Source organism: Cellulomonas sp. Root485 (genome assembly GCF_001426705.1).
GTDB lineage: Bacteria > Actinomycetota > Actinomycetes > Actinomycetales > Cellulomonadaceae > Cellulomonas.
Genome location: NZ_LMFC01000001.1, coordinates 1,042,540 through 1,056,850, shown reverse-complemented (window position 1 = coordinate 1,056,850; position 14,311 = coordinate 1,042,540). Strand labels below are relative to the sequence as shown.

Sequence of the window (14,311 nt, the reverse complement as noted above, 5' to 3'; positions counted from 1 at the left end):
ACCTGCGGTCACCCGAACGGGCTACGTCGTGACCTCCGTGGTCACGCTTGGATGATCGGCCCGTGCGCGTCGGGGTTCCCCGGGTCCTCGGTCGCGGGCGGCGAGTCCGAGGGCTCGTCGTGGGGCAGCCCGTCCAGGTCGTCGGGCAGGTCGGGGACGTCGTTCGTCGGAACCGGTTCGATGCTCATCGTTCCTCCATCTCGACAGGGGTGGTCGTGGTCGCGACCTCAGCGGAGGAACGACCGTGCGCGGTGCGCGGTCGACTCCACGAGCCGCAGCCCGCGGGAGCCCAGGGTGGGACCGGCGTGGCGACGCTCCGACCGGTCCGCCAGGCGCCGCGACACCGCGGCGATCACGGGCAGCAGGACGGCGAGCATGACGAGCAGCCGCAGCCGTCGGAAGATCAGGGCCCACATGAGCGACTCCAGGGCGGTTCCACAGGACCGGCGCCACTGCCCGACGCCGCCACCATCGTGAGCCGATCTGCCGCGTGCCGCACGTCGTCGCACCCGGTTGCGAGGCGCCGGGGCCGGGGCTACGTTCGCCGCCACGTGGCTCCGGCCACCTGAGGCGGTCAAGTCGCGGCCCCGACTCGGATCTGGCAGCTCCCCTGCTGCAGGCGAGCGGAGGTGCGCATGACGCAGCGCGACACGGTGCACACGCATCCCCACGGTTCAGGCGTACGCGAGCTCGTCCTCGTCCGGCACGGCGAGAGCGTGGGGAACGTCGCGGCCGCCGAGGCGGAACGCGCGGGTCTCGAGCTCATCGACCTGGAGACCCGGGACGCCGACACCCCGCTGTCGGACCTGGGCGCCGAGCAGGCGGCTGCCCTCGGCACGTGGCTCGGCACGCAGGCCGGCGACGACGCGCCCGACGTCGTCTGGTCCTCGCCGTACGTCCGCGCGCTGCAGACGGCGGAGATCGCACTGCAGGAGGCCGGCTCGGCGATGGACCTCCGCCAGGACGAACGGCTGCGCGACCGCGAGCTGGGCATCCTCGACCTGCTCACCAGGACCGGGGTCGCGGCCCGGTACCCGGACGAGGATGCGCGGCGGCACCACCTGGGCAAGTTCTACTACCGGCCACCCGGTGGGGAGTCGTGGGCGGACCTGGCCCTGCGCGTCCGCAGCTTCCTCGGCGACCTCGACCGTGCCGAGCCGGGCCGCTGCGTGCTCGTCGTCGCGCACGACGCCGTCATCTCGTCGATCCGCTACGTGTGCGAGGCGCTGTCCGAGCGAGAGGTCCTCGACCTCGCCCGACGGTGGCCGGTCCGCAACGCCGCCGTCACCCGGCTCGCCCGTCGCCCGACGGGCTGGGTCGCCACCGTGGTCAACGACGACGCGCACCTCCGCCACGACGAGACCCCCGTGACCGAGCACCCCGGAGACCGCGATGCCCTCCCGCACTGAGGCGCTGACCCCCGCCCTGCTGCGCGAGTGGCCGCTGCCGGAGCCTGCCGGGTCGAAGTACGGACGCGGTCAGGTGGTCGTCGTCGGGGGTGCTCGGACCAGTCCCGGCGCTGCCGTCCTGGCCGGCGTCGCGGCGCTCCGGGTCGGAGCCGGCCGGCTGACGCTCGGCGTCGCACGCTCGGTGTCCGTCGCCACGGCGGTGGCGGTGCTCGAGGCCGGCGTGCACGGGCTGCCCGAGTCGGAGGCGGGTGCGCTCGACGGGACCGGCACGGAGGTCCTCGGGCCCGACCTCGACGACGCGGACGCCGTGCTCGTCGGGCCCGGTCTGGACGACCCCGACCGCACGGCCGCCCTGCTGCGCGCGCTCGCGCCCCGGCTCGGCACGAGTGCTCCGGTCCTCCTCGACGCCTTCGCCCTCGGGGTCCTCACCGACGTGCCGGACGTGTCGGAGCCACTGCGGGGGCGGCTCGTCCTCACCCCGAACGCCAAGGAGGCGAGCGCCCTGCTCGACGGCGATGACGTCGACGACACCGCGAGCGCTCGGATCGCCCACCGGTACGACGCCGTGGTCAGCTGCGCCGGCACGGTCGCCGCGCCGGACGGCCGGACGTGGGCCGTGTCGACCGGCGAGAACGGGCTCGCGACGTCCGGCAGCGGCGACGTGCTCGCCGGCGCCCTGGTCGGTCTCCTCGCGCGCGGCGCCGACCCCGCGCAGGCGGCGTGCTGGGCGACGCACCTGCACGCCGCTGCAGGCGACCGTCTGGCGGCGCGGGTGGGGCGGGTCGGATACCTGGCGCGCGAGCTCGTCGACGAGCTCCCTGCCGTGCTGACGGAGCTCTCACCATGACGTCCGACGGGGGAAGGGGACCATGATGAACGACGGGACGAAGGCGCAGGTCGCGGCTCTCCTGCAGCTCCAGTCGATCCTGCTGGACGCGGACAGCGTGGAGGACCTGGCCGGGGCGGTCGCGCGGGCGGCCGCGGTGCACGTCGGCCCGGCGACGTCGGCGACGTTCACCCTGCGACGGGACGGTCGACCGACCCTCATGAGCGCGAGCGACCCGGCCGCCGCCGCCTGCGACGAGGTCGAGTACGCGACGGGCGACGGACCCTGCCTCGAGGCCATCGACACCGGTCGTCTCATCCACGTCGCCGACGTCGCACGGGAGACCCGCTGGCCGCGCTGGCGGTCGGCGGCGACGGACCATGGGTTCGCCTCAGCGGCTGCGCTCCCCCGCGCGGTGCGGCCGGGAGTCGAGATCGCCCTGAACCTGTACGCACCCGAGCCGCGTGCGTGGACCGAGGCGGCGCTCTCGGTCGCCGACGTCTACGCGGACCAGGTGGCGTGCGGGCTGACGTTCTTCCTGCGGACCGCGGACCAGGCCGAGCTGAACGCCGACCTCCGGGCCGCCCTCGTCTCGCGTGCCGTGATCGACCAGGCCATCGGCGTGATCATGGCCGAGAACCGCTGCACGTCGGCGGAGGCGATGTCGATCCTGCGCAGCGCCTCGCGGCACCGCAAGACCAAGCTGCGCGACATGGCGGGGGCGGTGGTCGAGGGCGTCGCAGGCAGCCCGCCGTGCCACGCGGACACCTTCGTCGAACGCGCTCGAGTGGCGGACCGGGTGCACCGCGCCTAACGTCCGAGTCACCGGCCGGAGAACCTCGGCCGGCAGACCGTCGCCCGGGACAGGACACGTCGCCGGGCATGGGACAGATGTCGGAGCGGAGCCGCTCGGGCATCACGACAGAGCAGCTCGAGGGCGCCCACGGCGCGCCTCGGCCCCCATGCGGACGGCGCCGCGGCAGAAGGCCCGCGACCAGGTCACCCCGATCCGGGTGACCCTCCCCTGCGCCCCTCCGTGCCCGCACCCCTGCAAGCGAGGACACCATGACCGACCAGTACACGACCAGTACCTACCCCCAGACCCCCGCGGAGACCCCCACCGCGACACAGACGGCCAAGGACGAGACCGCCCAGCTCAAGGACAAGGCCGCCGACGCCGGCGGACGCCTGGTCGACGAGGCCAAGGGCGAGGCTGCCGCCGTCACCCAGGAGGCGCGCCGCCAGCTCGGCGACCTGTGGTCGCAGGCACGCTCGGAGCTCTCCGACCAGGCCGGCAGCCAGCAGAGCCGGCTCGCGTCCGGCCTCACGTCGGTGGGCGGCCAGCTCACGCAGATGGCCGCCGCGCCGTCCGAGCAGAACCTGGCCACCGACATCGTGCGCGAGGTGGGCGACCGGGTCGACGCGCTCGGCGGCTGGCTCGAGTCGCACGGCCCCGACGACGTGCTCGACGAGGTCCGCAGCTTCGCGCGCAGGCGGCCCGGCACCTTCCTGCTCATCGCCGCCGGCGCCGGTGTGGTGCTGGGTCGGCTGACCCGCGGGCTCAAGGACGCACCGAGCACCTCCACGAGCACCCCGAGGACTGCTCCCGTGGCGACCCGCCGGACGATGTCCACCGAGCCGCTGCCGGTCTACGACGACGCGGTCGAGCGCCGCCCGCGCTTCACCGACGAGCTGGCGTCGCCGGTGCCCGGCGCGCCTGCGACGACGTCGTGGGAGGAGCGATGACCGACCCGGTCGACTCGCCCCCGCGCCAGTCGGTCGGGGACCTGCTGGGCGACGTCACCCGTGACCTCTCGACGTTGCTGCGGCAGGAGGTCGAGCTGGCCAAGGCCGAGGCCCGACAGTCGGCCAAGCAGGCGGCCAAGGGCGGGTCCATGTTCGCCGGGGCCGCCGTCGCGGGCCACTTCGTCCTGCTGTTCCTGTCGGTCGCGCTGTGGTGGGCGCTCGGCGACGCCATGGACTCCTGGGCGTGGTCGGCGGTCGTCGTCGCCGTGCTCTGGGCGGTCGTCGCCGCGGTGCTCGCGCTGCGGGGCCGGGCCGAGTCCCGGCGCGTCCGCGGCCTGACCCAGACGACCGACTCCGTGAAGAAGATCCCGAACGCTCTGCAAGGCCACGAGGAGAAGAACCGATGAGCACCGACCCCGACCAGATCCGCGACGACATCGAGCGCACCCGCGCCGAGCTGAGCTCGGACGTGGACGCCCTCACCGACAAGGTCAGCCCCACGCAGGCGGCCCAGCGCCAGGCGGACCGCGTCCGCGCCACCGCCACCGACGTCAAGGAGCGCATCATGGGCGGCGTCTCCGACGGCGCGGACACCGTGGGCTCCGCCGCGTCCGCGGTCGGCGACACGGCGTCGAACCTGCCGACCGCCGCCCGGACCAGGACGAGGGGCAACCCGCTCGCCGCGGGCCTGGTCGCCTTCGGCATCGGCTGGCTCGCCTCGTCCCTGCTGCCCAGCACGCGCCAGGAGCAGCAGCTCGCGCAGTCGGCGAAGGAGCAGGCCGAACCCCTGGTGCAGGGGGCGAAGGACGCCGCCCAGGACGTCGCCGAGCACCTGCGCCAGCCGGCACAGGAGGCGGTCGCGGCGGTCAAGGACCGGGCCACCGAGGCGGGTTCGACGTTGAAGGACGAGGGCAGGTCCGCAGCTCAGGACCTCCGCTCGGACACCAGGGACGCCGCGGAGAACATCCGAGGCACCGGCACCGGCACCGGCACCTCCGCCCCGACCTCACCGGGCGGCACCGGCTTCTAGCAGGGCGGCGCGGCGGGGTCACATCGTGCCCCGCCGCGCCGACCACGACCCGGCTTCGACGAGGAGGACGCATGTACCTGCACGTGCAACGACTGATCAACGAGATCGAGGCCGACGAGCCGGATCCCGCTGCGGCCAACGCCCTGCAAGAAGGGCTCGGGGGCCAGTTCGGCGAGATGCGCACGATGATGCAGTACCTGTTCCAGAGCATCAACTTCCGCGGGCCGACGGGGAAGCCGTACCGCGACCTGCTCCAGGGCATCGGCACCGAGGAGATCAGTCACGTCGAGCTCATCGGCACCACGATCGCCCGGCTGCTCGACGGGTCACCGCGGTACAACGGCACGACCTCGGATCCCCTGGACACGCCCGGTGCGGTGGGCGCCACGCCGCTGGAGTCGGCGCTGGACCAGGGCAACATCCACCACTACCTCGTCGCCGCCCAGGGCGCGCTGCCCGTCGACGCCGCGGGCAACCCGTGGTCCGGCTCGTACGTGTACAACTCCGGCAACCTCGTTCTCGACCTGCTGTACAACCTCATGCTCGAGTCCACGGGTCGGCTGCAGAAGTGCCGGATCTACGAGATGACAGCCAACAAGACCGCGCGGTCGACGATCGCCTACCTGATCGTGCGAGACCAGGCGCACGAGAACGCCTACGCGAAGGCCCTGGAGACCCTGGGGGTGGAGTGGAACAAGGTCCTGCCGATCCCGAAGACGAGCGCGGAGAAGTTCCCGGAGGTCAAGAAGCTGCTGGACCTGGGGCTGCAGAGCAAGCAGTACAGCTTCGACCTCACCGCCGCGTCGGAGGCGGGCAAGATCTTCCGGGGCATGTCGCCGTCGAAGGACGGGACCGAGCTCGACGCCAGCGAGCAGGCGCCGGCGGGTGTCCCGTCGACCATCGCCGAGGAGCGGTTCGAGGAGTTCTCCCCCGGGCTGGACCCGGACCTGCTCGCCCTGATCCAGGCCACCGCCGACCTCGAGCTGGCCGAGGTCCAACCGATCTACGGCCCCGTCACGCCGACCTCGGGCTCGGGCTCTGGCTCGAAGAAGGGAACGTCCGATGAGTGAGCAACCCGTCCCGCGCGACGGCGACGACACCCCGCCTCTCCCGTCGACCACGCCGGGCTCCGGCGACCCGGACCAGGGCGACAACCAGGACGTGCCGGCGGAGCGGATCTACCCCTCCGACCCGACCGGCGAGGCACCCGCGTGAGCGGGCGTCCGACCGCGACGACCTCGAGGAGATCCCCGTGCACGCACTGACATGGCAGGGACGCGAGAAGGTCAGCGTCGAGCAGGTGCCCGACCCGACGATCCAGGAGGCCACCGACGCGATCGTGCGGGTCACGTCGACGGCCATCTGCGGCTCCGACCTGCACCTGTACTCCGTGCTCGGTGCCTTCCTCGACGCGGGCGACATCCTCGGGCACGAGGCGATGGGGGTCGTCGAGGAGGTCGGTCCCGACGCAGGGTCGCTCCGGGTGGGCGACCGTGTCGTGATCCCCTTCGGCATCGCGTGCGGCACCTGCTGGATGTGCGGTCGGGGCCTGTACTCGCAGTGCGAGACCACGCAGGTGCGCCCGCAGGGCAAGGGTGCGGCCCTGTTCGGCTACACGAAGCTGTACGGCCAGGTGCCCGGCGGGCAGGCGCAGTACCTCCGCGTCCCGCAGGCGCAGTTCGGCCCCGTCGTCGTTCCGGACGACGGGAGCCCCGACGAGCGGTACCTCTTCCTGTCCGACGTCCTGCCGACGGCGTGGCAGGCCGTCGAGTACGCCGACGTCGCCGCGGGCGGCACCGTGGCCGTGCTGGGGCTCGGGCCGATCGGCCAGATGTCGGCGCGCATCGCCGCTCACCGTGGCGCGTCACGGGTGATCGGGATCGACCTCGTCCCCGAGCGCCTCGCGATGGCGCGGCGCCACGGCATCGACGTCATCGACCTGGCCGGCACCGACGACGTGGTGGCCGCCGTGCAGGACCTGACCGACGGGCGCGGGGTCGACGCGGCGATCGACGCGGTCGGCATGGAGGCACACGGCTCACGCGTCGCCGCACTCGGGCAGAAGGCGGCCGGTCTCCTGCCCGACGCGCTCGCCGCGCCGCTCGTCGAGAAGGCGGGCATCGACCGGCTCGACGCCCTGCGCTCCGCGATCGACGTCACGCGCCGCGGCGGCACCGTCTCGATCTCCGGCGTGTACGGAGGGGCGGTCGACCCGCTGCCGATGATGACGATGTTCGACAAGGGCCTCACCCTGCGCATGGGGCAGGCGAACGTCCGGCGCTGGGTCGACGACCTCCTGCCGCTGCTGACCGGCGAGGGCGACCCGCTCGGCGTCCTCGACCTGCGCACCCACCGTGTCCCCCTGCAGGACGCGCCGGCGGCGTACGAGATGTTCCAGAAGAAGCAGGACGGGTGCATCAAGGTGGTGCTCGACCCGCAGGTGGCGACATGACGGCCGGCCGACGCCCCCGAGGGTGGCGGTCCTGGCTGGCCGCCGCCCGGGCCCTGTGCCGGTCGCAGAGCGTGCGCGCCCTCCGGAACCACTGATGGCAGCGACCGAGCCCGGCCCGCTCACGGCGGTCGTCCTCGTCGGCACCCTCGCCGCCTCACTCGTGACTCCTACCCAGTGACCACCCGAGGGAGGTCGACCTCATGACCACGCACGACACCTCCAGCACCCGCAGCACCGAGAAGGCCGCAGCCCCGGCGCCGGAGGATCCCCGCAAGCCGGACTCCCCCGACGACATCACCAAGCGCTCGTGGCTGTACGTCGTGCGCAAGACGCTGCGGGAGTTCGGCAAGGACCAGTGCACCGACCTCGCGGCGGCGCTCACGTACTACGCGGTCCTCGCGATCGCCCCGGCACTCCTGGCCGTCGTCTCGGTCCTGGGCCTCGTCGGCGACCCGGAGAAGATGGTCAGGGACGTCCTGACGATCGCCTCGGACGTCGGTGTCTCCTCGGTCGACGAGACGCTGGAGCCGATCCTCACCCAGCTCACGCAGGCGCCCGCGGCCGGACTCGCGCTGGTCCTCGGCCTGGTCCTGGCCCTGTGGTCGGCGTCCGGCTACGTCGCAGCCTTCAGCCGGGGCATGAACCGGGTGTACGAGATCGACGAGGGGCGCCCGATCTGGAAGCTGCGACCGACGCTGCTCGCCGTCACCGTGGTCCTGGTGCTGATCGCCGTCGTGATCGTCACCGCCGTCGTCCTGTCCGGCGAGGTCGCCCGCGCGGTCGGCGGCGCCGTCGGGCTGAGCGACGTCACGGTCACCGTCTGGAGCATCGTGAAGTGGCCGGTCATCGTGGCCCTCGTGGTCGTCGCGATCGCGGTCCTCTACTACGCCACGCCGAACGTGCGGCAGCCGAAGTTCCGGTGGATCAGCATCGGGGCGATCGTCGCGCTGGTCGTGTGGGTGCTCGCCTCGCTCGGCTTCGGCTTCTACGTCGCGAACTTCGGCAGCTACGGCGACACGTACGGCTCGCTGGCCGGCGTGATCGTGTTCCTGCTCTGGCTGTGGATCACCAACCTGGCGCTGCTGTTCGGCGCGGAGCTCGACGCCGAGGTCGAGCGCGGCCGCCAGCTCCAGGGGGGCATCGAGGCCGAGCGGACCATTCAGCTCCCGCCACGGGACACGCGCGCGAGCGAGAAGAAGCAGGCCAAGCAGGAGGAGGACGTGCGCCTCGGTCGCGCTCTGCGCCGGGCGCGCGGCACCGAGGCGCACGCGACGACGGACGAAGGACAGCGCGATGAGGGTCGCCACTGATCGGGTCCAATGAACACCGCAGGAACCGCTGGGCGCAGACCGGGCGCCCCGGGCCTCGTGACCACTCCGACGCGCCGGCGCGCCTGCTCACCGTGCTGTACGACCGACCGTGAGGTCGTGGCAGGGTGACCCTGGGGGCACCGATCCCCTCGGGAGGCGCAGCGCGATGGACTGGAACCACCACAACGGTCCGGGTGTCAGGCGTCCGCTGGCAGCGATGACCTCACTGTTGCGACGCACCCACCTGACGCCACCCGACCTGCTCGCCGATGCCGTCGACGAGGCGGTCGCGCACCTCGGCGCTCAGGCCACGGTGTACCTCGCGGACTACACGCAGACGGTGCTCGTCGCGATGGCACGCCCCTCGATCGAGCCTGCGCCGAACCTGACCATCGACGGCACCCTGGGCGGTCGGGCGTACCGGATGCTGGCGGTGCAGACGGCCGTGGTCGACGGTGAGGCACAGCTGTGGATGCCGATCATCGACGGCGTCGAACGTGTGGGCGTGCTGAAGATCGTCGTCGAGGACGGCGGCTCGCTCGAGGACCGCGCGTTCCGGCGGCAGTGCTGGTGGTTCGCCCACTACCTCGGGCACCTGGTCACGATGATGGACACCTACGGAGACGGGATCGACGCGGTACGCCGCCGGCAGCCACGGACCCTGTCCGCCGAGCTGATCTGGCAGCTCCTCCCACCGCTGACCTCCGGGACCGACAAGGTGATCGTGAGCGGGCGGCTCGAGCCGTCCAGCAGCGTCGGCGGCGACGTCTTCGACTACGCCCTGTCCGACACGGCCGCGCAGTTCGCGATCTTCGACGCCACCGGCCATGACCTGCACTCCGGGCTCGCCGCGGCGGCGGCCCTCGCCGCGTACCGTAACGCCCGTCGTCAGGGGCACGGACTCTTCGAGCAGACCGAGTCCGTCCACCGTGCGGTCCAGGACGCCTTCGGGGGTCGCATGTACGCGACCGGAGTCCTGGCCACGCTCGACCTCGACACCGGTCGGCTGCGCTACCTGTCGGCCGGTCACCCACCGCCGCTGCTCCTGCGCGCCGGCAAGATCGTCAAGACGCTGGATGCGGGACGCCGTCCCCTGCTCGGCCTCGACATGCGCGAGGGCAACATCGCCGAGGAGATGCTCGAACCCGACGACACCGTCGTCCTGTACACCGACGGCATCACCGAGGCTCGCGACGAGCAGCACCAGTTCTTCGGCATCGACCGCCTCGCGGACTTCATCGAGCGCGAGGTGTCGGCGGGCACCCCGATGCCGGAAATGGTGCGACGGGTGTGCCGGCGGATCCTCGACCACCAGGGCGGCGTGCTCCAGGACGACGCGACGATGCTGCTCGTCCAGTGGACCACCACCGGCCAGGCGTACCTGGAGCCCACCCGCTGACCGCTCGACGCCCTTGCGCCGCGCGCGCGAGCGCGAGGAACATGGCCGGGAGCCGACGCCCTTCCGCGACGCGCTACCAGTCGTCGTGGGAGGCACCAGGTCGCCGTGCCGGGCGACCGTACGAGTCCGAACGACCAAGGCGGCGACCGGTGGTCCGGTACGAGCTGATGCGTCCTGACGAGGTCGCCGACGCACGCCGCAGGACGCCCGTCGCCTACGTGCCCCTGGGGCCGCTCGAGTGGCACGGCCCGCACCTGCCGCTCGGGCTCGACCCCCTGCACGCGCACGAGGTCGCCCTCAGGGCGGCGCGCGAGGTAGGCGGGGTCGTGCTCCCGGCGCTCTTCGCCGGCACGGAGACCGTGCGGCCGGCCGGACCCGGTCCGCAGTCGCTCGCGACGCTCGGCCTGCCCCCGGACGTGCGCGTCGTGGGGATGGACTTCCCGGGCAACCCCGTGAGCAGCACGTACATCGAGGAGAGCGCGTTCGGCGTCATCGTGCGCGAGCTGGTGCGCAACCTCCTGGAGGCCGAGTTCCGCGTCGTCGTGCTGGTGAACGGTCACGGCGCCGTGAACCACCAGGCGGCGCTGCGCCGGATCGCCGCCGAGACGGACCGGCCTCCCTCGCAGCGCGTGGTCTACCACCTGGCGTTCCTCCCCGACCCGGACGCCCGAGGTCCCGGTCATGCCGCACGCGAAGAGACCGCCATCGCGCTGGGCCTGTTCCCCGAGCGGGTCCGGACCGACCTCCTGCCCCCGCCCGGCGCACCCCTGTACTACGCCGAGCACGGCATCGTCGACGCGCCGGCGTTCGACGGCCACCCGTCCCCGGACTTCGCACTGCCGCAGGACGAGCACCCGCGGACGGCCACGCCGGAACAGGGCGCCTCGATCCTCGAGGCCGAGGGCCGCGCCCTGGCCCGGTCGGTGCGCGAGCTCGTGACCTCCCTCCCGACGGGATAGCTCCGCGCTCGGCACCTTCGGGCACCGTTGTTGACACCGGTGGTCCGCTCAGGGGTAACGTCCGATCGCAGGCCGCGATGGGTCATTTCGCGCCCGGCGCGCTCGACACCCGCACCTGGTGCGGCCTGCGTGAGGGGGCGGCGAGAGTGGCACCGATCGACACCAACGCGGTTCTCAAGGACGCGGTCAAGGGGGCGTCGACCGTCCCGGCGTACGCGCTCGTCATCGTCTGCCTCGTCATCGTCTTCGCGGTCTCCACCCAGGTCCCGTTCGCCGCCATGATCGTCGTGGACCTGACCGTCCTGATCCTGTGCGGCTACGTCATCTGGGTCATCGAGCTCCGGTCACGCAGGTCCGTCGCCACGCCGCTGCCCGGGCAGACCCAGCGAATCCTGGAGATGCGGGACCTGGACATCCCGATCCAGGGCGTCCTCGAGGACCTGGTCGGCGAGGACGACGTCTACGTCGTCTACTCGAGCACCGAGCAGAGAGAGTTCGTGGACCAGCTCGGGAACGTCGTCCGACCGGAGGGCGACCCGGCGTACGGCGGCGCACCGGAGAAGCGCGCGACGACCATCCCTGACGCCGTCGGAGCCAGCCGGCTCCAAAACCTCCTGTACCTCGGCGGCAAACGCTCCCGGCTGAAGTCGATCACGTCGTGGAAGGACGACTTCAAGTCGGAGTACTGGGACTCCAGCCTCATCCTGATCGGCAGCGGGAAGTCCAACGCGATCACCCCCCAGGTGCTCAAGGAGTTCGACTCCCCGTACGACTTCACGCCGAACTTCAACGCGATCATCGACCGCACCGAGCCGGAGATCTTCTGGCCCGCGGACGGCACCCACCTGAAGGACGTCGACTACGGCATCGTCGTCAAGCTCAAGGTGACGCACGGCGACAGGACCACGGTCTACCTGGTGGTCGCGGGCGTCGGGCCGTACGGGACCCTGGCGGGCTGCAAGTTCGTCGAGCGTGAGATCCAGCGGATCCACACCGACTTCGGCTCGGAGCCGTTCGCCTACCTGCTCAGCGTGACCCGCGACAGCACGAGGTCGTTCACGCCCGTCGTCGAGCGGCAGCGGGCGCTGCCCGTCATCCGCCGGTAGCCGCCGTGTACGTGCTCGGGCTGAGCGGGGGCTACGGCCACGACCCCGCGGCGGCCCTGGTCCGCGACTCCGAGGTCCTCGCCGCCGTCGAGGAGGAACGCTTCACCCGGCGCAAGCACGCGTTCGGCCAGGTGCCGGTGCACGCGGCGGCGTACTGCCTGGCAGCGGCCGGGATCACGATGTCCGACGTCGACGCCATCGCCCTCGCGTGGCAGCCGGAGCACCCACCCCCGTGGCCGACGAGGCTGCACGAGGACCTCCTCGCGCACCCGTTCTTCGCCGGTGCGCGTCGGCCCCCGATCGAGGTGGTGCCGCACCCCGTCGCGCACGCGACCGCCGCTCTGCGGTACTGCGGGTTCGACGAGGCGGCCGTCCTCATCGTCGACGGGCAGGGCGACGGGATCTCCACGACCCTGGCGCACGGGACCTCCGGCGGCATCGACGTGCTCGACCAGTACGAGATCGAGGACTCCCTCGGCTTCTTCTACTGGGCGCTCACCACCTACCTCGGCTGGGACTGGGGCGAGGAGGGCAAGGTGATGGGCCTCGCCCCGTACGGGCTGCGCAACGGTGCCCCTGCCGCCTTCGACCTGCGCCCCGACGGCTACGACACCCGGATCACCGTCGAGCCCTCCGACGGTCACTGGCGGCGCGGCCGCGCGACCTTCGCCGCATGGCGGCACCTGCTGGAGGACCAGTTCGGCCCCGCGGTCGACGTCCGGTTCAGCATCGACCCCCTGACCCAGCGTCCTCGCCGATCGATCGCGCCGAGCGACAGGGAGCGCGCAGTCGCCGCCTGGGGTCAGCAGCAGCTCGAGAGCGTGATGTGCCACCTCGCCCGGGTCGTCGTTCAGCAGACCGGGTGCCGCACGCTGGTGGTCGGCGGCGGCTCCGCCTACAACTGCTCGGTCAACGGCCTGCTGCGGGGTCTGCCCGAGGTCGACGACGTCTTCGTGTTCCCCGCGAGCGGAGATGCCGGCACGAGCCTGGGCGCAGCGCTCACCGTCGCCGGCGCCCATGCCGGACCGCCTGGTTCACCTCCCCTGGACCACGCCGCCTTCGGGCCGGGCTTCGACGACGACGACATCGCGACGCTCCTGCGGGACAGCGGCGTGCCGGCGCACCGCTCGCCCGACGTGGCGGCCGAGGCAGCCGAGCTCCTCGCCGCCGGACGCGTCATCGGGTGGTTCCAGGGCCGCACGGAGCTCGGACCCCGAGCGCTCGGTAACCGGTCGATCCTCGCGACACCGTCCAGTCGCGATGTCCGTGACCGGGTGAACGCGATCAAGGGGCGGGAGGCCTGGCGTCCGCTGGCACCGTCCCTGCTGGTCGAGTCGGCCCGCACCTACCTCGCCGACCCCCGGCCCGCCCCCTTCATGCTCACCGCGACCACCGTCCGCGAGGAGGTCCGGGACCTGGTCCCCGGTATCGTCCACGTCGACGGCTCCTGCCGACCGCAGACGGTGGAGCGGAGCGCCGGCACGCGCTACGCCGACCTGCTCGCCCGCCTGGACGAGCTGTCCGGGATCCCGGTCGTCCTGAACACCTCGTTCAACATCGGCGACGAGCCGATCGTCCTGTCCCCCCGGGACGCCGTCCGGTCGTTCGCCGTCAGCGGCCTGGACGCCCTCGTCATCGGTGACTCGGTCGTGGTGAAGGAGCCGCGACGGATCCCAGCGGCCGACGCGGACCGTTAGCACCCGGCGGAAAGTTCGAGGGGCATCCACCGTAATATTCACCCGTTCGCGTGCCGATAGAGCGGGTGAGGTCGACGTCAGGCACCCCCGCCGGACGGAACGACCTCCCGAGCGCAACCGACGTCACACCGCAGGAGGCACCCCGTGACCAGCCAGCAGACCATCCAGACCCCCACCACCGGCGTGAACGCGCTGACCCAGCGCGAGCGGGTCGTGCTCGGGGAGATCGGCGACAACATCACGCTCGAGGAGATCGCCGCCCGCCTCTGGGTCACCCGCAACACGGTGAAGACCCAGCTGCGCAGCGCGTACCGCAAGATCGGCGTGTCCACGCGTGCCGAGGCCGTCGCCTGGGCGCGGGCGCACGGGATCTGACC

At 72.4% G+C, this 14,311-nt stretch carries 17 protein-coding genes; 15 read left to right on the top strand and 2 right to left on the bottom strand.

Annotated features, from left to right (window positions below; genetic code table 11):
• Window positions 1–41: 41 nt before the first annotated feature.
• Both ASD16_RS21670 and ASD16_RS04855 read right to left on the bottom strand, forming a co-directional pair.
• Entirely contained in the window at window positions 42–188 is a 147-nt protein-coding gene (locus ASD16_RS21670; RefSeq protein WP_157453794.1) for a hypothetical protein, read from the bottom strand.
• Between the two features lie 39 nt (window positions 189–227).
• Window positions 228–416, bottom strand: coding sequence for a hypothetical protein (locus ASD16_RS04855; RefSeq protein WP_055913551.1), 189 nt, complete (start codon window positions 414–416; stop codon window positions 228–230).
• A gap of 219 nt (window positions 417–635) precedes the next feature.
• Here ASD16_RS04855 and ASD16_RS04850 point away from each other — a divergent pair, with 219 nt between their 5' ends.
• From ASD16_RS04850 to ASD16_RS04785, 15 genes are all read left to right on the top strand, one after another.
• Window positions 636–1,409, top strand: a complete 774-nt coding sequence (locus ASD16_RS04850) for a histidine phosphatase family protein (protein ID WP_055913548.1) — start codon at window positions 636–638, stop codon at window positions 1,407–1,409.
• Window positions 1,393–2,256 carry an NAD(P)H-hydrate dehydratase gene (locus tag ASD16_RS04845; RefSeq protein ID WP_200942839.1) on the top strand — a complete coding sequence of 288 codons (864 nt, stop codon included), beginning with the start codon at window positions 1,393–1,395 and terminating at the stop codon, window positions 2,254–2,256. The genes ASD16_RS04850 and ASD16_RS04845 overlap by 17 nt, the downstream gene beginning before the upstream one ends.
• A gap of 25 nt (window positions 2,257–2,281) precedes the next feature.
• Window positions 2,282–3,049: a GAF and ANTAR domain-containing protein gene (locus tag ASD16_RS04840; RefSeq protein WP_235523109.1), complete on the top strand. Its 768-nt coding sequence runs from the start codon at window positions 2,282–2,284 to the stop codon at window positions 3,047–3,049.
• A 251-nt stretch (window positions 3,050–3,300) separates the two neighbouring features.
• On the top strand, window positions 3,301–3,981 hold the full coding sequence (locus ASD16_RS04835) for a hypothetical protein (RefSeq protein ID WP_055913543.1): 681 nt from the start codon (window positions 3,301–3,303) through the stop codon (window positions 3,979–3,981).
• Complete coding sequence (locus tag ASD16_RS04830; protein ID WP_055913541.1) at window positions 3,978–4,388, top strand: phage holin family protein; 411 nt, start codon at window positions 3,978–3,980, stop codon at window positions 4,386–4,388. The genes ASD16_RS04835 and ASD16_RS04830 overlap by 4 nt, the downstream gene beginning before the upstream one ends.
• A complete protein-coding gene (locus ASD16_RS04825) occupies window positions 4,385–5,011 on the top strand; it encodes a DUF3618 domain-containing protein (protein ID WP_055913538.1) in 627 nt (208 codons plus the stop codon). Before ASD16_RS04830 ends, ASD16_RS04825 begins: the two co-directional genes overlap by 4 nt.
• A 71-nt stretch (window positions 5,012–5,082) precedes the next feature.
• Window positions 5,083–6,081, top strand: coding sequence for a manganese catalase family protein (locus ASD16_RS04820; protein WP_055913533.1), 999 nt, complete (start codon window positions 5,083–5,085; stop codon window positions 6,079–6,081).
• Window positions 6,074–6,226 (top strand): hypothetical protein, encoded by a 153-nt coding sequence (locus ASD16_RS21665; protein ID WP_157453793.1) that lies wholly within the window; start codon window positions 6,074–6,076, stop codon window positions 6,224–6,226. The genes ASD16_RS04820 and ASD16_RS21665 overlap by 8 nt, the downstream gene beginning before the upstream one ends.
• Before the next feature lie 37 nt (window positions 6,227–6,263).
• On the top strand, window positions 6,264–7,463 hold the full coding sequence (locus ASD16_RS04815; RefSeq protein ID WP_055913529.1) for a zinc-dependent alcohol dehydrogenase: 1,200 nt from the start codon (window positions 6,264–6,266) through the stop codon (window positions 7,461–7,463).
• Window positions 7,464–7,663: 200 nt separating this feature from the next.
• A complete protein-coding gene (locus tag ASD16_RS04810; protein WP_055913526.1) occupies window positions 7,664–8,773 on the top strand; it encodes a YihY/virulence factor BrkB family protein in 1,110 nt (369 codons plus the stop codon).
• Window positions 8,774–8,990: 217 nt separating this feature from the next.
• Window positions 8,991–10,172 (top strand): PP2C family protein-serine/threonine phosphatase, encoded by a 1,182-nt coding sequence (locus tag ASD16_RS04805; protein WP_162250279.1) that lies wholly within the window; start codon window positions 8,991–8,993, stop codon window positions 10,170–10,172.
• A gap of 167 nt (window positions 10,173–10,339) precedes the next feature.
• Window positions 10,340–11,131: a creatininase family protein gene (locus tag ASD16_RS04800; RefSeq protein WP_162250278.1), complete on the top strand. Its 792-nt coding sequence runs from the start codon at window positions 10,340–10,342 to the stop codon at window positions 11,129–11,131.
• Window positions 11,132–11,208: 77 nt separating this feature from the next.
• Entirely contained in the window at window positions 11,209–12,237 is a 1,029-nt protein-coding gene (locus ASD16_RS04795; protein WP_157453792.1) for a hypothetical protein, read from the top strand.
• Between the two features lie 5 nt (window positions 12,238–12,242).
• Window positions 12,243–13,934 carry a carbamoyltransferase C-terminal domain-containing protein gene (locus tag ASD16_RS04790; RefSeq protein ID WP_055913514.1) on the top strand — a complete coding sequence of 564 codons (1,692 nt, stop codon included), beginning with the start codon at window positions 12,243–12,245 and terminating at the stop codon, window positions 13,932–13,934.
• Window positions 13,935–14,078: 144 nt separating this feature from the next.
• Complete coding sequence (locus ASD16_RS04785; RefSeq protein ID WP_055913510.1) at window positions 14,079–14,309, top strand: LuxR C-terminal-related transcriptional regulator; 231 nt, start codon at window positions 14,079–14,081, stop codon at window positions 14,307–14,309.
• The last annotated feature ends 2 nt before the right edge of the window (window positions 14,310–14,311 follow it).